The sequence below is a fragment of the Nostoc sphaeroides genome (genome assembly GCF_003443655.1).
GTDB lineage: Bacteria > Cyanobacteriota > Cyanobacteriia > Cyanobacteriales > Nostocaceae > Nostoc > Nostoc sphaeroides.
On record NZ_CP031941.1, the window covers coordinates 2,574,908 to 2,595,539 of the forward strand.

Here is a 20,632-nt window from a genome sequence, read left to right on the forward strand (position 1 = left end):
ATGTACCACAAAAATTTGTATGCCGTACTTTTATGCAAAATCAACTAGTATTTGTTCTGAAACTGCTTTTACTCTCAGCTTTGTTATCGGTATTAATTAAATATGCAGGGCCAAGCCTATCAATTCCGGCCACAGCAACCAACGCGCTGATTATAGTATTGTTGCCGATCGCAATTATGGCGATCGCGCTACTGTGGCGATTCCAAGCACAGAAACAAAATTCACTCAAACCATAGACGCACAAGTTACTAAAATCAGTTAATCTAGCTGAATTAGCAAAAAATTGCATCTCGCCAACCGTTGGGAGTTAGCCTGTGAACCTCGGTCAATGGATCGGCTTAATCGCCATACTTCTTTCTTTATACATCCTGTGGCAAATTCGGGATGTGCTTTTGCTCATGTTTGCCGCAGTTGTGTTAGCCACAACCTTAAATCGGCTAGCGAAACGCTTCCAACGCTTTGGGATGAAACGTGGATTCGCCGTCCTCCTAGCAGTAGCTATCTTTTTTGCAGGTGTCGTGGGCTTTTTCTGGCTAATTGTGCCGCCATTTGCCCAGCAGTTTCAAGAACTAACCAATCAGGTTCCTAAAGGGTTTGAGCGCTTTAATGGTTGGCTTGATGCCCTGAGAACTCGTATTCCTAACCAGTTAGTTCCTTACATCCCAGATATCAACAGCCTCATCCAACAAGTACAGCCCTTCGTCAATCGGCTACTCGGAAACTCCTTCGCCTTTGTATCTGGCTCTTTGGAAGTTGTCCTGAAGATTTTGCTAGTGTTGGTTTTAACAGGAATGATTTTAGCCGACCCCGTGGCTTACCGCAAAGTATTTGTGCGGCTTTTCCCCTCATTTTATCGGCGGCGGGTAGATGGGATTTTAGATAAATGTGAAGTCTCTTTGGAGGGATGGATTACAGGCGCTTTCATTGCCATTTGTGTAGTAGGGCTGATGAGTCTGATTGGCTTATCAATTTTGCATGTAAAGGCAGCACTAGCTTTAGCGGTTTTAGCGGGATTTTTTAACTTAATTCCCAATCTTGGCCCCACGATGAGTGTAATACCAGCAATGGCGATCGCCTTCTTGGATGAACCTTGGAAAGCGATCGCTGTCTTAATTCTCTACTTTTTTATACAACAGGTTGAGAGTAATTTCATCACGCCAATTGTAATGGCACAGCAAGTTTCGTTGCTGCCAGCCATAACCTTAATTGCCCAACTATTTTTCGTCACTTTCTTCGGCTTTTTAGGATTATTTCTGGCGCTACCTCTGACTGTTGTCGCTAAGATTTGGTTGCAAGAAGTACTGATCAAAGATGTTTTGGATGAATGGGGGAATAACCATACAAAAGAAACTGAGCTTGTGATGGTTCCTGATCTGGGAGCAGATGATAATTGGACAGCAGAAAATCCCGATATTAATCGGGAGGGACGCATTGATGATGATATCTTCCAAAAAGAAGATTAAAGGGACTTCCAAGTAAAAAAATATTCCATTGCTATTGTTGACTGTTGACCGTTGACGGTTCACGAGTCAACAGTCAACAGTCAACAGTCAACAGTCAACAGTCAACAGTCAACAGTCAACAGTCAACAGTCAACCTAAGTTAGTCAATTTTAGATTTTAGTTCTGAAAATCCTAGTTGGTAGTGAGCGATAAATCGACCACTACCAACTAGGATTTAATTTTATGTTTAATTATGGTTACCTACTTAGTTGCTCTGGGAATTTGTTTATTAGTTTAAGGTTTTTCCGAAACAATTGGTTCTGCTGCAATATCATCTAAGCGGATGCTGCTTAACAAATTCCGCCACTCTGCTTGTAGTCTTGCATCTTTAGGATTTTGATCGCGCAGTTGGGCCAGTGTCGTCAGTGCCTCGTACCATATCCCATTTTGGGCATAGATAGCATAGCGCTCTAGAGGTTCTGTAGTTTCTAGCTGTTTGATCGCGGCTGGTTTGAGTTCGATTCGTTGTATTACCCCTTCGACAAAAGTCAGGGTAGAATTATGTCGCTGCTCACAGTTAACGGTTAAAAACCAGCGATATTGTTTGTTTAGTGCCAAGGTAGGAGCAGTGGTAGGCAGAGAAACGCGAATGACTCCTGGTTTATCTGGTAGAGCGATCGCTTCTTGGTAAATCTCGTTCAAGCCCTCATCTTGCAGCACAAATTTAACTGCATAGGGCAAATCTTTGGTATACGGCACATAGAAAAACCAACTTGGGTGTTCTACCGTTGTCTGTCCCCAGACATTAATCACTGAGTTAGGTTCTTCAGTAAAGGGCACTAAAGCAGTCAGGTCAGTTTTACTAATAGGAACTGGACATGCATCCCCGCCGTCGCGCTTCGCTCCACCACGAACGCGACCTCCAGGAGGGGGGCCAGATGGAAGTGAGGGTTGATTAAAGGCTGTGGCTTGAGCAAGATTCGTTTTAGCACTAGGGCGATCATCGCTAGGTGAAGAAGCAATTGGTTTTGCCAGTACTGGAGTCAGGCTAACTAGTAAACTGGTGCAGCTAAAAGCTACTACTAAAAACAGTTTTATCTGTTGTGAATTTGACTTCATAAAAACCTTCCCTTAAGTATGCAAACCTTATAAAATTATCTACTGGTTATCCAAAAATTTCATAAAAAAATCTTTCCCCATTCCCTAGTAAACTCCAAAAATGAAATTATCGAACAGAATAAAAGCATCAGTCGTCAGAATACAGGAAAGGTCTTCTGACAGAAAAAGCGGTGCTTCTCTGCGAGACGCTTTGCGAACGTAGTGTAAAGCCTTCTCTAGGAGACGCTACGCGTACCCTTACAGGGAAACAAGCTACGCCTAGCGTCTCCTAGAGAGCCTCTGAATAACCGGCGTTTTTGCACCCCCAACAAATCTTAGATTTGGTGGTGCAACAATTCAGTGGTGGGTTTGAATCCCCGACTAATAGCGCCACAAAGAGCGAGTCTGCAAGCGTCAAGATTGCTCACCAAAGCAACGGAAACGTCTCCGGCTCTGCTCCTGAATTCAGAATAGCTGAATTCTTCTTCAACCAAATTCTTCTGTCCAATACAATTATCAGATTCTTTTGCCCTGCTTGCCTTAACAGATAGATTTTCTTAACTTAAGCGCATTGCCCTATTTCCCACTAGCCACCCGAACTTTTGTTGTTGAATTATAAATTGACATCAAGCCAACGGTGACAACCAACGACAAAGCCGAAGGGACAAAAGGCACCCAAGCACCCGAAATTAACAAACCAAAGCAAACTAAATATAGAACACTAGAGGTAATAATAACTGCCAATGCCAACCAAGGTAACGAAAGCTTTCGCCAAGCCAGGATTCCCCCTATCAAAGACCAGCCCCAAATCCAGGCCACATCAGCCCACAGTGACCAAACCCCCAGCAAGGGTCGCCCATCCTGCACTGCACTGAGGATTTGGCTGACCATCTGCGCTTGTACTATCACTCCTGGCATTTGCTCATCTAAAGGAACGCCATAAGGTGTAGGCCAGGTGTCTGGAGAATCCCCCTTTGCCACCACACCAATCAAAACAATTTTGTCTTTGATCGCACTGGGGTTAATTGGACTAGATAAAAATTGGGTTAGCTTCACCTGTTCGGCTATTTGTTTTGAGGAACGGTAATTGAGTAAGATTTGACCGCCATTGGCATCAATATTTTGATAGCCGCCAGTACGAGATTTTAGGTTCTCAAAAATAGTTTTACCCAGCTGTAAATTCCCTTCAGGTGTGAACTTTGGTTCAATTCCTGAAGGGCGCAGATAGAGGGAGGCTAGTTGTAGACTGAATGCAAAGGGAGCAGGACACAACGATGTTACCTCTTGGTTCATGAACAGGAGATGCCGACGGATAACTCCATCACGATCGTGAATAAAGTCACTGAATCCCAGATTTGTTGTGGGGATTTCTGGTGGTGGCTGATTACCTGGGATATTTACTGTGCCATCGCTCCCTTTACATACGCCAATCAAATTCTGAGTGTTTTGAAGGCGAGTAATTAAGTCTGGTTGTTTGGCTTTAAAATCACGGTAAATATCCAAGCCGATCGCACGGGGTTGGTATTGATTCAGTTTTGCCAGGAGTTTGTTAAGAGATTTTTCCGAAAGGGAAGCTCCAATTAAATCCTCGTTATTTTTTCTTTGAATTGCCAGATCCTCATCGTCAATTGTGATTATCAACAGTCGGGAATCAATTCCCTGTGCAGGACGCTGACGGATCATCAAGTCATAGGCTGCAATCTCTGGATTTTCCACCAATCCCAGCAATCTCGCCCCACAAACGAAGCCTGTAATCGCCAAACTGGATAACAAAGTTGTCGTAAATCTGTCTCTGGGAGACAAAACTGAATTTCGTTTATCTTTAGTTTCTGTAGACCTTAATTCATCCCAAGTGGGTGAGTTCTGCGCGGGATTTTGACAAATCATTGGTAGCCAAGTCGCACAGGGAAATTTATCCTCAAGTCCTTGCAACCGTTCCCGTGCTTGGCGTACCGCTTGATATAAAGACTCACCACCGGCAAAACCTTCGAGAAAATACTTTAAAAACTCCTTGGCAACCTGGTCTGGGACAGGTTCACGCATGATGATCATCTGAGGGATTTGCAAATCAGCCAGTTCTCGCGCCAATCCCAATCCATCACAAGAGTTGAATATAGCTAGTTGCAAGCCGTTTTCAATGGCTTTTTTTAGAGCATACTTTAACTCGTTAATGCTGAGGCTATCAGTTTTATTCAGGTAAATTCGTCCGCTTTCTCCATTTTTCTTACTGGAACTGTGCCCAGCAAAAAAGAGAATATCCCAGTTTTTTCCCCAAAGATGGTCAGTCAAATCCTTGCGTTGTGGTTCTACCAGAAAGCTAACCTCTGCATTTTTACACTGTTGCAGTAAAGCTTGATCGGCCTGGGTGTCAATTCCCTGACTATTGCCCACAATTGCTAAAATGTTGACTAATTGATTTTTTCTGAGTGGTTTGTGAATGCGATCGTAGGATGGCGAAGAAAGGGCGATTTCAGCCTTGGGGTAGCGTTCTAACAAATCCCACAAATGCCAGGGTAATAGCTGCAATTGGCTATTTTCTGTTTGCAAAATCACCCGCACTTCTTCGGTGGACGACAATTTTTCTAACCATTTTTCCCTCAAAGGGCGAAACTCCTCTGCCCGCAGCCACGTATTAAAGCGTGCCCGCAAAATATGAGAAGCGTTTTCGCAGTCTTGAATCATCGATACGTTCGTCACCTGCATTTTGTCAGCATAGAGACGATAACGATTGCCTATCTGTCGATAACTAGACTGCCAATGACTGTAATAGAGCGGCATTTCGGGAAATGAAGGTAGCTTCCCCGTAATTTCTGTTGTAGCACGTTCGCGTTCTTCACCAATTTCGAGGGTGACAGCAAACCCTTGCTCAAAACTACCCTCTCCGAATTTCAGAACCACTAACTTACCCATGACAGCCGCTATCTCCCTATGCAAAACCATGCCCTGTTCTAATGTCTCATAACAAGCTCTATAAGCATTTACAGACTTTTTTAAAATCCCTAAAAGCCGGCTTGAATTTTTAATTTTTAATTAACCAATTACTACTTAATAAATTTACGACAAAGAGGGAAGATAGCTAGATGTTTTAAATCCGAAAATGTTCTGTAATGCTAGTATCATTTATAGCCACCTTTACGCTAAATTGCTCTCTAGGTTCACCGCGAAACTGCAACTGAATGTAGTTATCTAATCTTCTAGATTGAGCATTTAGAAATACTGTTCCCGAACTATCTAAAACGGTGAGGTGAACTCCTGGTGGCAAGTAGATGTGATTCCCAGTGGCGTGCAATTGCAGATGAATACTGGTTTGCTCATCTTTTTCTGGGCTGATTTCCACAATCAACATGACGGGTTGGTTAAGAATTTGGATACCCAAATCAATCAGTTTTGCACGTTTAGTAATTGATTCTGGTTGGTTAAGGGCATTTAGTTCCACAGTATCAGCACTGCGAAAGGCATAAGTTGGTCTGAGTTCCGGCACATTCCACAGAGATTCAATAGTCTGCCAACCTGTCTCAAATATACCAGCAAACCACTGACTCAAATCTACTATTGGACTAACTGGGGATTGGCCTAGTTGATCCAAGTGGTCGATAAATGCTTCCAATGGTTGCAGTTGCGCTAAAGGCAGCGTTTCAGTTGCGACACTAGGGATAAAACCAAGCAGCCGAGCTTCTTGGAACGATTCATCAAATTGAACTACTAAATAACCCACTCGTTCTTCCCAGGTTTCTGGAGGAATGGAACATATCTGCTGATGCAGATGGACAGGGCGACACTCTAGACGACCAATTGAGGGCATTTCTAAGTCGGCTACATTCCCACAGAGACGCATGATGGGATTCCAGCTGTCACTAGCTTGCAGGTCAGTTGGAATATCCATCATTTCTAAGTAGTCATTCACCACCCACACAGCCAGTGTATTCAGCCGAACTTGCTCTGCTTTTTCAGAATTTGGCTGCTGGTTAGCAAATTGCTGGGCAGTTATGCGAGCTGATTGGGAAATCGGTAATGTTAAAGCGGAATCGTCTAGCTGGTAGGGGGAGTTATTCATAAGGAACTTCTTAGTGATCAATGCTGCTGTATACATATCACCCGCATTAACTAAATTTATGCCACAAAATAGAGAATAATTATTGAAAAAAAAGAATTGGGGATTGAGGGCTAGCCCGTGTTTTCAAAGTCTTAGATCCCCCCAGCCCCCCGATAAATTGGGGGGTTTTAATTCCGCTTCCCGCCTTAAAAAGGGGGGTTAGGTGGGATCGATAAGTGCAAAGATACAGCAAACTATTTTTCAAACAACCTCTGAGCAAAAAGTTTTGTAACGATTGTGGCTAGTTTGTGTAAAAATCGCAATCAATACATGAGATATATACAGATTCGCAAGTTGTTGCGTTTGAATTCGAGGTCTTTTATGACTAACGACTGGAGAAAACAACTAGATGTACAACTTAAAGAATTAGCGCTCAAAGCCCAACAACACCCACACGCAACCAACGAACAGCGCATAGCTTTAACACGGCTGATGAATGTCATTTGGCAGTCGGGTAGACTTATTCATCCTTATAAGGGCCAATTTCAACTACTTTATGAAGATATTTATGATGAGGCAGTGCAAAATTTATTTTTATATCTTTGTCAAAATAACAATATTAATAACTATGATCCAGAACGCGGCGAAGTTATAACCTGGGTAAATATGCTATTGAGTAAACGCTTTTTTCCAGAAGCTATTCCCAAAGTTATCGGCAAAGGAAATGAAATAAATCTCGAAGACTCTCATCTGGAAAATTTACCATCCTCTCAATCTCAACCTATGTCTTTATCTGAAAAAATAATCGAATGCATAGAATCTGATCCAGAGTTGATTTTTTGCAAAGAACACATAAAAGGTCATCCAGAGGCAAATTTTCAAGCTATAGCTAAAAGAAGATATTCTGGAATTTCCTGGAAAGATATTTCCGCAGAATGGGGCATTGGAATCACATCTCTACATAGTTTCTACCAACGATGTTTGAAAAAGTTTACTGATAAACTCCAAGAATATATATGTATTTAATAATATTTAACAAAGTTTCGGCGTTTAATTCCCCTGCCTAACGACGGCAGCACGTTTTGTGTCGGGGTTAAATTCCCGTTACAAAACGTAATTGGGAAAGCGTTGCGGGGCGATCGCGATCGCGTCTCTAAGGGACTTCCAAGAAATAAATTATTCAAATAAACGAACCACAGAGACACAGAGAACACAGAGAGAGGAGGAGTAGAGACAGTTTTCGCGTCAGTTTTGGAACATTTTTTTATTTGGAAGTCTCTAAGAGTTGCCTATTGCGATAGCGATAGCGCAGCGTCGGAACGAGCGTCATTGCGAATTGGTTTAATCATCGGGTCAAAAAAATATGAACAAAATCAAAGAAACTCTAACATTTACAGGGCCTATACCGCCAAATGGCAGACATCGAGCAGAAGAGTTATGTAGGCGACAAGCTACGCAAAAAAAAGCTGAACAAGTTTATCTCAATACTTTGTCTGTGTCTTTCGTAAACTCTTATCTACAATACATGGGTTTTGAGACAGACTTAGACAAGAGCGATAGCTGGAACCCTGTACAGCAGACACTTATGGATGTAGCTGATTTGTCGCTAAAAAACTTGGGATCGTTAGAATGCCGCCCAGTGGTTGAAGATGCACAATTTATTTACGTACCGCCTGAAGTCCAGTCAAATCGAATTGGCTATGTGGCTGTGCAGATCAAGAAATCATTTCGAGAAGCAACGCTGCTGGGATTTGTCAGGCAGGTACAAACTGATTTGTTAGCAATCAACCAATTGCAACCTTTGGACAATCTACTGGAGTATTTAGAAGAACTTACTCAAGTGAGGCAAGCTGAGTTGGTTTCTCAATCGATCACTGACAACAAGACTTTAGTTAAATTAAAACAATGGTTGTCAAATATTTTTGAGGCTGGTTGGCAAGAAATTGAAACTCTCTTTGATAATCAAAGAACTAATCCAGATTGGAATCTAAGAAGTGCTAATGGTTCTTTTGTTAGCAGGGGTAAGCTGATTGATTTAGGAAAAGCAGGAACTATTCAATCTGTAATTCTAGTGGTTGGCTTCATTCAAGAGAAAGAGCAGGAAATAGACATTATCGTAGAAGTACATCCTAAATCGGGAGAAATTTATCTGCCACCAAATCTCCAACTGATGGTGCTTGACTTTGAAGGAGTAGAGGGAGAATCTATTATGAAAGCGCAAACTAGAAGCACTAACAAAAATATTCAATTGCAGTTTAGTGGCGATGTGGGAGAACGTTTTAGTATTAAATTGGTATTGGGGAATATTAGCGTTATCGAAAGTTTTCTCATCTGAAGCGAAAAAGAATAAAGGTGCTGCAAATGGGAAAGTTAGTTGTTATGAAGCTAGATGGCGATTTGGAGTTAGGGGTGCGGGTAACGCTGGAGATTGGAGAAGATGGCAAACGCCCCAGCATAGAAACTTTTGGTCACTTACCTCCTAATCTAAAAATAGCTAAAGCAATTGACGAGTGGCGGTCAACTTATTGTAATCTCGGAAATGGCCGCATTAAAGCCAAAAAAATTATTTACGATGGTTCTATTAGCCAACGGCGTGATGAGTGTCAAAACAAAGCTTGTGAGTTGCGATCGCACTTAAATCACTGGCTAGAATCAGAGTCTTTTTGGCGGATTCGAGAAAAATGCCTGAAACACTTAATGCCCAATGAGGAAGTGCGAGTGCTAATTCGCACTGCCTCTATGCAGCTAGAGAAACTTCCTTGGCATCTATGGGATTTGGTTGAGAAAGACTACACCAAAGCCGAAGTAGCTTTGAGTGTTCCAGAGTCAGAACAAGTAACCCGATTGCAGACATCCACCTACAGACATAAAATCAAGATATTGGCGATTTTGGGCGATAAAGCTGGTATTAATATAGACGAAGACTGCGAATTACTAAAAAAATTGCCCAATGCTGTCACAACCTTTTTGATACAGCCCCAACGCGATCAGATTAACGATCATCTGTGGAACCAACCTTGGAACATTTTATTTTTCGCTGGTCATAGTAAAAGCGAGGGTGAGACTGGTCGTATTTATATTAATGACGAAGATAGTTTAACAATTGCAGACCTGAAATATGCCCTGAGAAATGCCGTCACCAATGGGTTACAGTTAGCGATTTTCAACTCTTGTGATGGATTGGGATTAGCGCGAGAACTACAAGATTTACATATTCCCCAAATTATTGTCATGCGGGAACCTGTGCCGGATCTTGTGGCACAAGCATTTTTAAGGCATTTTCTGGCAGCTTTTTCTTCAGGCGCATCTTTATATATTGCAGTTCGCACTGCTAGAGAAAAACTGCAAGGATTAGAGGACAAATTTCCTGGGGCAACTTGGTTACCGATAATTTGTGAAAATCCTGCTGCCATATCGATGACTTGGCCAAAGCCCCGAATTAAATCTAACATTGGCTTACTCATCAGGGGATTGCTAGTGAGTGTGATGCTCACCATCGGCGTGCTAGGAGTCCGACAAATGGGAGGATTGCAAACATGGGAGTTACAAGCTTACGATCAATTAATGCGATCGCGTCCCCAAGAAAAGCAAGATTCGCGCCTGTTGATAGTCACTGTTACCGAAGAAGATTTTCAGTTACCAGAACAAAAGGAAAGAAGAGGTTCGCTATCGGATCTAGCACTAACAAGACTTTTAGAAAAACTTGCACAGTTCCAACCTAAAGCCATTGGCTTGGATATTTATCACGATCAGTCATCACAACGCAACCAAGCTGCTTTGGCGACTAGGTTGAAAACAGATGACAAGCTTTTTGCAATTTGCAAAGTTCAAGAACTCACAAAAGAACGTCCCGGAATTTCACCTCCTTTGGGGGTTCCGCTAGAACGCCAAGGATTTAGTGATATTATCCCAGACTCAGACCAGGTTCTGCGTCGTCATTTATTGGCAATGCAACCAGCAGATGTAACTTCCCCTTGTACGGCACGCTACGCCCTTAATGCTCAATTGGCATTCCACTACTTGGAGGCAAAAGGCATCTCTGCCAAATACACTGATTCTGGAGATTTGCAGTTAGGCAAGGTTGTTTTTAAGCGGTTGCAGCCTCACATAGGTGGCTATCAACAAGCGGATACAGGGGGCTACCAAATATTGCTCAATTATCGGTCTGTCGAAGGTTCTCCTGGAGAAATTGCTCTTAAAGTCACACTCACAGATGTTCTCAAGGGGAAAGTCAACCCTGAACAAGTCAAAGACCGAATCGTTCTCATTGGTACTACTGCCCAAAGCTTTCGTGATTATAGTCCTACCCCCTTTTCCGAAGAAATACCAGGGGTGATTCTGCAAGCACAAATGGTGAGTCAGCTGGTGAGTGCAGTCATGGATGGGCGACCTTTGATATCAGTTTTGCCCGTTTGGGGCGAAGTTTTGTGGGTTTGGAGTTGGTCGGTGGTTGGAGGTGCGATCGCTATAGTCGGATCAGTGGCGATCGCACCAAGCGATCGCTCAAGACTATATTTAGTACTAGCAGGAGGAGGTGTACTTGGAGTCTTATACGTTTTTTGCTTAATTCTCTTTTACCAAGGGATTTGGGTTCCCCTAGTTCCGTCAGCTTTGGTTTTAGTGGCTACTGGCGGCACTGTGGCAATTTACCTATTTTTACAACAAAGCAGAACTTGAGGCATAAATAAAAATGAAATTATCTGTGCAAAAGATTCAAATTTTCCTCGCCGTTAGTTTAACATTTCTTAGCTCTATAGATGTGCAAGCACAGTCTGCAAATCCCAATGGACAATTAAACCAATCATTGATTTTCGCAGCACCACCTCCACCAAAAGACATCGGGGAACCAGGTAAGCGAACAGAAGCAGGTAGTCGTGGCTGTGGTCAGGATATAAATAAACCTTTGACTTCTTCTCAAAAGCGGCTCACAGCTTTAGTACCTGTTTATTCAAACTCAGAATTGGTGTTTGGAACAACGATCACAGAGCATCCTAGTTTCGTATTCTATGTTCCTTATCCATCTGACTTTGCATCTGGAGAGTTTGTGCTAGAAGATGAAGCAGGAGATCAGACTAGTTATAAAACTTCTTTAACGGGGACACCAGGAATAGTAAACCTTCGCTTGCCTTCAATTGCAGCACCTTTAGAGATTGGCAAACAATACCGATGGTATTTTAACATCTACTGTCAGAAGGATAACCAAATTATTGCTAATGTTGAAGGCTATGTAAAACGGGAGCAACTAAAGCCTGCTTTGAAAACTCAATTGGAAAAATCTTCACCAAGCCAGCAAGTAAATCTTTATGCGGCTAATGGTATTTGGTATGAAGCGCTGAGTGCTGCTAGTGAATTGCGTCGCACCAATTCGCAAGATACTTCTTGGACGGCGCTGTTGAAAGCTGTGGGTTTGAATGATTTTGCAACTGAACCAAAGGTAGAGTGCTGCAATCTTGAGAATTAGGGCGTTGCATAAATGTGGGATGATTTTATAGAGTTTTATTTGCACGGCAATACTGCCCAGTTCCCCAAAATCATTAGAGTGAAAATAAAGTACCAGTAAACCGAGTTTCGACTGCGCTCAACTCTCGACGGCTGAGGGTTGAGCGCAGTCGAAACCCGGCTGCTTGGGACACTATTCAACTCGAAAGTTAACAGGAGGCTTTTACAGCTATTTTTGGGTAAATGTACCACATCTTTTTTATCTCAAGCAAAACCGCTCCAGACGTACGGAGGAATCAACAGTGTGGTCTAAAGACATAAAAACTGCGGTAAATTATGTCAGCCGATGCAATAACGTTGTTAGGCGATGCAATAGCATTGTTAGTTGATGCAATTACATTGTAAAGCGATGCGATCGCATTGTTAGTCGATACAATGGCATTGTCAGTCGATGCAATGGCATTGTAGGTCGATGCGATCGCATTGTCAGCCGATGCAATGGCATTGTAGGTCGATGCGATCGCATTGTTAGTCGATACAATGGCATTGTCAGTCGATACAATGGCATTGTCAGTCGATGCGATCACATTGCAGATCAATGAAAAAAACAGATTGCAATCAGGTAGGTAGCTAAGAAGATATAGGACTCCTATTTGATTTTTGACCAATTATTCCTTGATGGTACAGAGCAACTAAATTTATTTATGGATAGATAAATTTTAAACAATGCAGGGTTCAGAGCAAGCGGATTTATCCTGGGGCTTTAATTGCGAATGGGCGAAAAAGCGAATTGCGAATTGTGCTGACCAAGACTCAGTAGGGATCTATGCCTTCTCTCCTGTTCCCTATTCCCTGTTCCCTGCCCACGCAAGTAAATTCACCGAATCAAACCGGATTCGTATATGTCTAGTGTTATTAAAGTTTATAAAAAACTTTTTGGTTTACTGAGGCATTACCTGGTCTTTTCCCTTAATCTACATGTGTAAGTAAGTCGGTAAGAATAAATCAAACTAGATTAAGTAATGTAAAAAATATTGAGATTAGTTTGTAGTGAGCGACTCCATATCATTTGAGGAGTTTTAGTCCTCTCTACGAGACGCTGCGTGTAGCTGGCTTTTGAGCAGGGATACACTACAAACCTCTTCATTATTCACGCCGCTCTACTTAGAAGCTCAGTACTAATCTAAATGTAGAGGATTTTGATTATGCCTAGATTTACGGTTCCACCCAATTTTGCAGGCACTGTTGGTGACGACACAATAGTAGGGGAAGATTTAAATAAATTTCCAGCAATTGGGATTGATATTTTAACTGGAGGTTTCATTTATACAGACTCAGGAAAGGACACCTTTAAAGGCAACGGCACTGGCGGCAATGGCGATATCGATGGCGAGGGTCAAGGCAGTGGTGGTAATGGTGGTACTGGAACAGGCATCAGTAACAGTGGCAAACTGAATGCAGGGTTGGGCGATGACACGATCGCTGGCACTGGTGAGGGCGGCATTGGCGGCGACGGTCGCGTCGGCGGCAACGGCGAATTTGGGATAGGTATCAGCAACACTGGGCAACTGGATACCGGAGACGGAAATGACACTATCACGGGCATCGGTATCGGCGGCATTGGAGGCGACGGAATAGTATCCGGCGGTGACGGTGCAGGGACTGGCATCAGCAATAATGGCAGTCTCAATACTGGGGACGGAAATGACACTATCACGGGCACGGGTACTGGCGGTAACTATTATATCGGCGGTTCTTACGGCGCTAATGGAACTGGCATCAGCAACACTGGAGAACTGGATACCGGAGACGGAAAAGACACGATCAAAGGCACTGGCACTATTGCCGGCTCATACGATGATGGAACTGGCATCAGTAACAGTAAGAAATTGGATACCGGAGATAGAGAAGACACGATTATAGGCACTGTCACTATTGCCGGCTTCAACGTTGATGGATCTGGCATCCAGAACGTCAAAGGTGCCACTATTACCACAGGGCTGGGCAACGACACAATTACTGGTTCTGGCAACGCTTTAGAAGGACAGAGTATCATCGTCATAGGCATCTCCAACGACGGAGTAATTGATACTGGAAATGGTTGTGACATTTTTACCGGACAGGCTACAGCAAAATTTGATGATGGTACTGCCTATGGTATTTATGGAGAAGGAACTATCAAGACTGGCGATGGCAATGACAAAATTACAGCCACTAGTACCATAAATGAAGTTCAACAAAAAGTTACTATTGGTGGCGGTATCAATATTGATCTAGGCACTGGGAATGACTACTTCAAAGGGTTTGGTACTGGGACTGTGGATGGTGGAAAAGGTTTTGATACCTTAGACTTCAGTGCTTTCAATCGCTCTGAACTCACTTTTTCTGGTGTAATTTCAGGCAATGCCCTAAACCCAGTTAACATCAGCTTCAATAACAATGGAAATGTTATTACACTGACCACAACAGGCTTTGAGAATTTTATCTTTGCAGATGGCTCTTTGTCCTACAGCACTTTGGTCTAAACTAATACCATTTCAATTGATGATTGCAACACATCGTTGGGTAAAGACGCGATGAATCGCGTCTCTACAAATGGTCTATTTGTCGCATTGTTTTTTGAAATTAGTATAATAATATACTTAAAACTGGTGGAATTGTTTTGCAATATACATTTTGGCAGTTTTGACCCCTATTTCTTCAAGCTTTGTGAGAAATCCGGGTAATGTGGGTTTACGATGGTTGAAGTCACCCGTGGATAATTCTCAGTTGCGATCGCGTTAGTTTTACGCCAAACTTGCTAATTTATTTACATAAATTAATACAATCGAATTGTCAGCCGATACAATCGAATTCTCAGTCGATGCGATCGCATTTGCGTAAGTAAATAGACAAAAAGTTAACTTCAACTCCTAGCTGAATCCCACCTCTTAAAGTGGTGAGAGTGGCTTAAAGCCAATTACCCAAAAGAACATAGGGGGCCCAAAACCTGGGACGTTTGTATTTGGGATTTTGCAAAAGAGCTAGCTGGGCGTGACGGAGTACTTCAGCTTTAGTCAGGTTTTTGTTGCCTAACTCTTGGTAAAATTGATTCATCAACACAGCAGTAGACTCATCATCCAAGTTCCACAAAGAAGCGATCGTACTGCGTGCTCCCGCCTGAAAAGCAACACCAGCAATTCCTAGTGCAGCTTGTTCGTCCCCGGTTGCTGTTTGACAGGCACTAAGAATCAGCAATTCAATCGCTTCGGGTCTATTTTGCTCTAGTGTTCGCACTAACTCATTTAACTTTTTGACATAAATACGCTCATTCCAAGCGACAATAAATGTCTCCTCAGCCTTCGAGCTAAACTGACCATGAGTTGCAAGATGAACGATAGGGAAAGATAAAGAATTAATCCGGTTTTGCAAAGTTTTGCTGGTAAATTCTTGATTCAGCAGGATGCTGCTAGGAACTTGAGAGCGGATTTGTTCTAATTCAAGTTTGACGTTGGGTAGTGCAGAAAATCCCGAACTTGCTTCACTCAATCCTGCGGCTATTGCCTTAAATTCCTTCTGTGATGTTTTGGGTTCAATCAGTTGCAGACTGGGGGTAAGCGCAATGTTATACTTCTCAACTAAATATTGTTTGCCATCGTAGAGAACTGCCATCGGAATATTTCGCAACCAACCATCCAGCACAAACACCAAAGTAGGAGTCTGACTTTCAGCTAAGGCAGCTTCAGCAGGTTGAATCAGCCATTTGTAAACCTTCTGAGATAAAGATTGAACCTGTTGCAGGGTGTGTGGTTTGGGTAAATTTTCCTGTAGTTGCGCTAAAGTAGTTTCCACTTCTTCTCCAACTACAGGGGTAGAGTAGTGCAACCAACGCTGTTGAGGCAACTGGAGGATGACTTCTAATCGGTCTGGCAAAATAAATGGATAAATAATTGCTGCTTTTGGATCTTTTTTTGGATTAACGATTTGAGCATTCAGACAGTTGTTGCGAAAGAAGTTTTCTAGCTCTGCTATTTGGAGTGATTCGATTGTATTGCTGGCTTTTTCGAGATTTTCTGAGCTAACTTGATTACCCTGAGATTGCAAAAGTAAATCAACCAACTCCCGATAAACTGGTTCAACTTCTTCTCGAAAGGAAAATTTCACCGCAGAATTGACAGCAACTAAATCACTACGCAGGGCTTGGAGGTTATTAACTGCTTCTGTGTAAGCTGCTACTGCTCCTTTTGTATCTCCCTTAGTTTTAAGCAAACGTCCCAGTTGCCATTGCCATTGATAGCCAATGTCTTTAGCATCGATATCTTGAGCGATGAGCAAGGCTTGTTGGGTGAGGTTTTGGGCATCAGACAACTGTTGAGTTTGTTCATACACTTGCCCTAAAACACCAATAGCATAGGATTCTGTGCGTTTATCTTGCAAACTTTTTGCTTGCTCAATAGCAGTTGCTAGTAATTGGGCAATGTCCAACAATGAGGGAGTGTCTGCGGTGGTTTTTTTTGGGAATTGCATTAGACTTTGGGCAAAGTTAATGCGGGCAGAAATTGCTGTCCGACTAACGGGTAAGTCGTTAAGCTGAGTTTGAATTTCAGAGGACAATGTTTGGAAAGCTGACAATTGCTCAGTTTTCAGCAGTAGTCTGAGTTGATTGACTTGAGCTTGGATGCGTGTAGTGGGTGAGGTTGCAGTTTTGATAGTTTGTTGATAATATTTTATGGCTGTTTGCGTGTCTTGCTGAACACGGGCTGTATTACCCAGACTGAGGAGAATATCAGCGATCGCTTCCTGATCTGGTAACGATGAAGCTACTTCTAAACTTTGCTGCAATATCTGCCGAGATGTTTCTAAATCACCTGTGACTTGCACCACATTGCCGAGACTATGCAAAGCTGCGACTTTAACAGGTGAGTTGGGTTGACTTTGGAGAATGCGGGTACTTTCTCTTAACGTCTTCTCGGCTTGCCGATAAAATCCTAAAGTTTGCAAAGCTTGCGCTTGGTTAATCCGATTTTGAATAACCGCCCTCTTGTCGCCGATTTTGGTATAAATATCAGATGAGACTCGCCAAGTATCCAAGGCATCTTCAGCTTTGCTTTGAGCCAATTGCAGGCGACCTTTGATATCTAGAACTTGGGCTAGAATTTGCGAGGAGTCTTTGGTGTCTTTAGCAGTTTGTAATAAGTTGAGACTTTGAGCGATCGCACCTTCTGCCTCTGACCACTGTCCCAATTGTTGATAAGCTAATGAGAGATTACCGAGTGCGATCGCTTGCCTCAATTCATCTTCATTAGCCTTGAATGCAGAGATAGATTGTTGCCAAGAAGTAGCAGCTTCAGCAAACCGTTCAGCTTCATAAAATTTACTACCCTGTTCCAGCAAACTCTGGGCATAAGACAACTTTTGAAGACTAGAGTTCTCCCCAGTTACATGTGCGAAAGTCGGGGGCAATAACCCCGCCCCTAAGAACATAGCCAAAAGCAGCAGTAAACTTAAAAAGCGTTTGATTATTCGTAATCTAAATTTTTTTCTTGTCATGTTTTTGCCTTCACTTGCACCGCATCTTTACTAAAAATAGACAGTGTAAGTTGCTCAACCTCCCTGGCGTTGATTAACCACACGGCAATCGGCTGTCCTCTGCCAGGAAGAATGAGGCGTAAGGGTGGGTGCAACAAGAGTGAGAATTACATCGCCATTAGCAGCAATTACCCAACCAGTAGCTTCTACAATGCGATCTGGTGTTGGGTTAATGGGATTTGTGGAAACTGTTAGAGAATTACCTACTTTTGGGTTGAGAGTCACCAAATCTACCTGCACTGCGTCAGCACTGAGGGCTTCACCCGGATTAGGTGGTAAACCACCGCGTCCAGTGATGATAAATTTGCTTTGTGCTTGAGAGCTACCCGCAGTACAACCTTGGGCTACACGGGTATCAACTGGTACGGTGGGTAAGTTGACTAAGCCACTGTTGGGGTCAATGTCGGGTGTGTTGAGTTCTACAGTGCCGTTAATTCCAAACTGGGAACTAGCAGTGATGTCGCTTGTTTGTGGGTTTTCTTTGTCTCTAAATTGAGTGCCGTAAACACCAAAAGCGCTGATTTTAACGTTCCCTCCCCTACCTGTGAAAGCATTAGCAGTAATATCACTATTTTCATTGGGGACGGCGATGATGAAGCCATGAGGAGCATTGATAGTAATGTTTCCACCATCTCCACCCTGCTTTTCAATGCCTGCGGTTGTAGAAATTCTACTGCCACGACGAATTAATAATAAATCTAGATTTTCCCGATGATTTTCTAAGGTAATATTGCCACCTTTACCAGAGGCAGTTTCTGCTGCGATCGCAGCTTTGTTGTCCAACCGGATAGAGTGTGCTGCAACTTTTATACTGCCTGCCGCGTTATTATTCCCTTGACTAATGGTAGCAACTTTAGCACCATTACTGACAGAAAGTGAACTGGTAGAGATGTCTATATAACCACCATTGCCTATGGCTTTCTTGTCTGCTGTGCTGAATACCCCACTAGAAAATCCGTTCCTATCCACCCCATCAAAGACGATATCGCGGGCATTGATGAACACGTTACCTGCATCCCCCCGTCCAAGAGTACTGGTAGTTATGACAGCACCATTAGTGGCAGAAAGTGAATCAGCTGTAATATTTACACTGCCACCCTGACCCACATATTCTGTTTCCATCTGGCTATATAAACCACTAGGTAAGAAATACGGTTGCACTTCATTCAAATATGAGCCTACTCCATCCAAGACAATATTGCGGGCGTTAATGAACACGTTTCCCGCACTTCCCTGCCCCAAGGTACTGGTACTTACAGAAGCGCCATTGCTTACTCTTAGCAACTCTGCTGTAACATTTACACTGCCCCCCTGACCCACGCCAATATCTCTGACAGCGCTCGTAGCAGCACTGGATTGTCTGATTTTTTTATTTCTATCGAATCTACCCATTCCGTCAAAGACAATATTGCGGGCGTTGATGAACACGTTACCTGCATCCCCCCGTCCAAGAGTACTGGTAGTTATAACAGCACCATTGGTGACAGAAAGCGAATCGGCTGCGATATTGATATTACCTCCCTGACCCACACCTTGGTGGTACTCAGGTTGATATGCTGTTTCAACTCGGCTGTATACACCACTACTTTCTAATTGGGTACTTTGGCCATCAAAGACAATATCACGGGCGTGAATATTTACAGCACCCGCATTTCCCTCTCCTAGAGTACTGGCTTCTAGTACAGCACCATTGGTTAATCTGAGTGACTTTGCTTGGAGATTGACATTACCCCCCTGACCGATGCCAGACGATTCCACTTTGCTAAATGCACCACTGTGCAAGCTACGAGATTTTTCGCTTTCTCCATCAAAGGAAGCTGTATCACGGACATTAATAATCACGCTGCCTGCATTTCCTTGTCCGTAAGTGCCAGCATACAGTTGAGCGCCACCGCTAACAGATAGTGATCCCGCCGATATTTGAACATCACCTCCCTTGCCTTTTGCGTCTACTAGCACCGCATTAGAAACAAAACTGTCAGCATTGGCAATGGTGAATGTCTCTGTGGCATTAATTACAATATCTCCGGCTTTTACGTCAGATCCCCCTAGCCCTCTTGCTATTCCTGCCCGCAGTTGACTTCCTCGCAAAATCTTTAAGTTTCTGGCGTTGATGGCGATACTCCCGCCACTGGCTGCGCGTACATTTATATTAGCACCATTAAGAGACACATTTGCTCGTAATACACTATCAGGAAAATTCAAACTCAAATTGTTGCCATTGACATCAATTCCCATAGTTCCAGGTTCTGCCAATCCTCCCAACTCAACTCGACCACCAAAAGCAAACAATCCGCCACCATTCATGCTAATGTTGTCGCCTATAAGCAGCAAACTTTTACTATCTAGAACACGTAGACCTTTAGGAATAAAATTTTTTGACGGGTCTAATTCTGCTCCTTGTGCTTGTGAGTTATTTTGAATCGGCGCTGCTGTAATTTGATTAAATAACAAAGCGGAAGGGTTAACCGTTAGCAACGGTGAAGGCGCTTCTGGATTAGTAGCACTGAAAAAGCCTAAATTGCCAAATCCAATCCCATTGGCTGTAGTCGCTACAAACGAACCGCCAATATTCAATTGAGCATTCTGACCAAAAATAATCCCATTAGGATTAATTAGAAACAGGTTAGCTGTACCCGACGCGCGAATTATCCCGTCAATATTAGAAGCTGACCCACCCGTTACCCGACTGATAATATTTTGAATATCCGCAGCATTATTAAATATTGCAGTGCCGCCAGTGGGTACAGAAAACTGCCCAAAACTGTGGAATAAGTTCCTTCCAGTTTGGGTTCCCCCTTCAATGGTACTGATGTTGTCTTGTGTTATGACACGAGAATTATTGGGTAGAGTGCTATCAGGAGTAATTTGGGCAAAAGCGGAATTAACAGAGAAAGCGAATGTCTGCAATACAGCTTCGCCGATCGCACTACCCATCAACAACCAACTTCCCAATGCGAATTTCCAGCACCAATGCTGCCTATATCGCGTCATTCTCAACATTGCACCCCTTAAATAACCAGCAAGTAAACTACACCCTCTTATAAGGATA

Annotated in this window: 13 protein-coding genes; 7 read left to right on the top strand and 6 right to left on the bottom strand. The window is 43.0% G+C overall.

What is annotated here, in order from left to right; genetic code table 11:
* Positions 1–32 precede the first annotated feature (32 nt).
* Both D1367_RS11485 and D1367_RS11490 read left to right on the top strand, forming a co-directional pair.
* The gene (locus D1367_RS11485; RefSeq protein ID WP_118166578.1) at positions 33–236 is read left to right on the top strand and encodes a hypothetical protein; all 204 of its coding nucleotides are present in this window, start codon (positions 33–35) and stop codon (positions 234–236) included.
* Positions 237–314: 78 nt separating this feature from the next.
* Positions 315–1,463: an AI-2E family transporter gene (locus D1367_RS11490; protein ID WP_118166579.1), complete on the top strand. Its 1,149-nt coding sequence runs from the start codon at positions 315–317 to the stop codon at positions 1,461–1,463.
* A 273-nt stretch (positions 1,464–1,736) separates the two neighbouring features.
* Here D1367_RS11490 and D1367_RS11495 read toward each other — a convergent pair whose 3' ends face one another.
* The 3 genes from D1367_RS11495 to D1367_RS11505 all read right to left on the bottom strand — a co-directional run bounded on the left by D1367_RS11495 (position 1,737) and on the right by D1367_RS11505 (position 6,594).
* Positions 1,737–2,561: a DUF928 domain-containing protein gene (locus D1367_RS11495; protein WP_118166580.1), complete on the bottom strand. Its 825-nt coding sequence runs from the start codon at positions 2,559–2,561 to the stop codon at positions 1,737–1,739.
* A gap of 555 nt (positions 2,562–3,116) precedes the next feature.
* Positions 3,117–5,450, bottom strand: coding sequence for a CHASE2 domain-containing protein (locus tag D1367_RS11500; RefSeq protein WP_118166581.1), 2,334 nt, complete (start codon positions 5,448–5,450; stop codon positions 3,117–3,119).
* Between the two features lie 175 nt (positions 5,451–5,625).
* Complete coding sequence (locus tag D1367_RS11505; RefSeq protein ID WP_118171343.1) at positions 5,626–6,594, bottom strand: DUF1822 family protein; 969 nt, start codon at positions 6,592–6,594, stop codon at positions 5,626–5,628.
* A 360-nt stretch (positions 6,595–6,954) separates the two neighbouring features.
* On the opposite strand from D1367_RS11505, the gene D1367_RS11510 reads away from it, so the two are divergent.
* From D1367_RS11510 to D1367_RS11525, 4 genes are all read left to right on the top strand, one after another.
* A complete protein-coding gene (locus D1367_RS11510; protein WP_118166582.1) occupies positions 6,955–7,599 on the top strand; it encodes a sigma-70 family RNA polymerase sigma factor in 645 nt (214 codons plus the stop codon).
* Positions 7,600–7,936: 337 nt separating this feature from the next.
* Complete coding sequence (locus D1367_RS11515; RefSeq protein ID WP_118166583.1) at positions 7,937–8,908, top strand: DUF1822 family protein; 972 nt, start codon at positions 7,937–7,939, stop codon at positions 8,906–8,908.
* Positions 8,909–8,934: 26 nt separating this feature from the next.
* Entirely contained in the window at positions 8,935–11,250 is a 2,316-nt protein-coding gene (locus D1367_RS11520) for a CHASE2 domain-containing protein (RefSeq protein ID WP_118166584.1), read from the top strand.
* A 13-nt stretch (positions 11,251–11,263) separates the two neighbouring features.
* Complete coding sequence (locus tag D1367_RS11525) at positions 11,264–12,034, top strand: DUF928 domain-containing protein (protein WP_118166585.1); 771 nt, start codon at positions 11,264–11,266, stop codon at positions 12,032–12,034.
* A gap of 274 nt (positions 12,035–12,308) precedes the next feature.
* Here the strand turns inward: D1367_RS11525 and D1367_RS30105 are convergent, their stop codons facing one another.
* Complete coding sequence (locus D1367_RS30105; RefSeq protein ID WP_147337356.1) at positions 12,309–12,599, bottom strand: hypothetical protein; 291 nt, start codon at positions 12,597–12,599, stop codon at positions 12,309–12,311.
* A gap of 618 nt (positions 12,600–13,217) precedes the next feature.
* On the opposite strand from D1367_RS30105, the gene D1367_RS11530 reads away from it, so the two are divergent.
* Entirely contained in the window at positions 13,218–14,537 is a 1,320-nt protein-coding gene (locus D1367_RS11530) for a hypothetical protein (RefSeq protein ID WP_118166586.1), read from the top strand.
* 424 nt (positions 14,538–14,961) lie between these two features.
* Here D1367_RS11530 and D1367_RS11535 read toward each other — a convergent pair whose 3' ends face one another.
* Together D1367_RS11535 and D1367_RS11540 are read right to left on the bottom strand one after the other, a co-directional pair.
* Positions 14,962–17,541, bottom strand: a complete 2,580-nt coding sequence (locus D1367_RS11535; RefSeq protein ID WP_118166587.1) for a CHAT domain-containing protein — start codon at positions 17,539–17,541, stop codon at positions 14,962–14,964.
* Between the two features lie 54 nt (positions 17,542–17,595).
* On the bottom strand, positions 17,596–20,574 hold the full coding sequence (locus D1367_RS11540; protein WP_181985146.1) for a two-partner secretion domain-containing protein: 2,979 nt from the start codon (positions 20,572–20,574) through the stop codon (positions 17,596–17,598).
* Between the last annotated feature and the right edge of the window lie 58 nt (positions 20,575–20,632).

What these genes read in the sequence shown, in the direction of transcription:
- D1367_RS11485 (WP_118166578.1), top strand. Translation starts at nt 33, where the DNA reads ATGCAAAATCAACTAGTATTTGTTCTGAAACTGCTTTTACTCTCAGCT.
- D1367_RS11495 (WP_118166580.1), bottom strand. Translation starts at nt 2,561, where the DNA reads ATGAAGTCAAATTCACAACAGATAAAACTGTTTTTAGTAGTAGCTTTT.
- D1367_RS11500 (WP_118166581.1), bottom strand. Translation starts at nt 5,450, where the DNA reads ATGGGTAAGTTAGTGGTTCTGAAATTCGGAGAGGGTAGTTTTGAGCAA.
- D1367_RS11505 (WP_118171343.1), bottom strand. Translation starts at nt 6,594, where the DNA reads ATGAATAACTCCCCCTACCAGCTAGACGATTCCGCTTTAACATTACCG.
- D1367_RS11510 (WP_118166582.1), top strand. Translation starts at nt 6,955, where the DNA reads ATGACTAACGACTGGAGAAAACAACTAGATGTACAACTTAAAGAATTA.
- D1367_RS11515 (WP_118166583.1), top strand. Translation starts at nt 7,937, where the DNA reads ATGAACAAAATCAAAGAAACTCTAACATTTACAGGGCCTATACCGCCA.
- D1367_RS11520 (WP_118166584.1), top strand. Translation starts at nt 8,935, where the DNA reads ATGGGAAAGTTAGTTGTTATGAAGCTAGATGGCGATTTGGAGTTAGGG.
- D1367_RS11525 (WP_118166585.1), top strand. Translation starts at nt 11,264, where the DNA reads ATGAAATTATCTGTGCAAAAGATTCAAATTTTCCTCGCCGTTAGTTTA.
- D1367_RS11530 (WP_118166586.1), top strand. Translation starts at nt 13,218, where the DNA reads ATGCCTAGATTTACGGTTCCACCCAATTTTGCAGGCACTGTTGGTGAC.
- D1367_RS11535 (WP_118166587.1), bottom strand. Translation starts at nt 17,541, where the DNA reads ATGACAAGAAAAAAATTTAGATTACGAATAATCAAACGCTTTTTAAGT.
- D1367_RS11540 (WP_181985146.1), bottom strand. Translation starts at nt 20,574, where the DNA reads ATGACGCGATATAGGCAGCATTGGTGCTGGAAATTCGCATTGGGAAGT.